The sequence below is a fragment of the Haemophilus sp. SZY H53 genome (assembly GCF_054332375.1).
This window is the reverse complement of the sequence record NZ_JBTGNV010000047.1, coordinates 1-573: the sequence shown is the minus strand read 5'-3', so window position 1 is coordinate 573 and position 573 is coordinate 1. Positions and strand designations below refer to the sequence as shown.

Annotated in this window: 1 rRNA gene; it reads left to right on the top strand. The window is 53.9% G+C overall.

Features of this window, described 5'->3' with window-relative positions:
* Nucleotides 1-573 (top strand): 23S ribosomal RNA (locus ACXVWB_RS11265); the annotation flags it as partial.

Genomic DNA, 573 nt, shown 5'->3' with positions numbered 1-573 from the left:
GGTCTCGGACAGTGTCTGGTGGGTAGTTTGACTGGGGCGGTCTCCTCCCAAAGAGTAACGGAGGAGCACGAAGGTTTGCTAATGACGGTCGGACATCGTCAGGTTAGTGCAATGGTATAAGCAAGCTTAACTGCGAGACAGACAAGTCGAGCAGGTACGAAAGTAGGTCATAGTGATCCGGTGGTTCTGAATGGAAGGGCCATCGCTCAACGGATAAAAGGTACTCCGGGGATAACAGGCTGATACCGCCCAAGAGTTCATATCGACGGCGGTGTTTGGCACCTCGATGTCGGCTCATCACATCCTGGGGCTGAAGTAGGTCCCAAGGGTATGGCTGTTCGCCATTTAAAGTGGTACGCGAGCTGGGTTTAGAACGTCGTGAGACAGTTCGGTCCCTATCTGCCGTGGGCGTTGGAGAATTGATTGGGGCTGCTCCTAGTACGAGAGGACCGGAGTGGACGCACCACTGGTGTTCCGGTTGTGTCGCCAGACGCATTGCCGGGTAGCTAAGTGCGGAAGAGATAAGTGCTGAAAGCATCTAAGCACGAAACTTGCCAAGAGATGAGTTCTCCC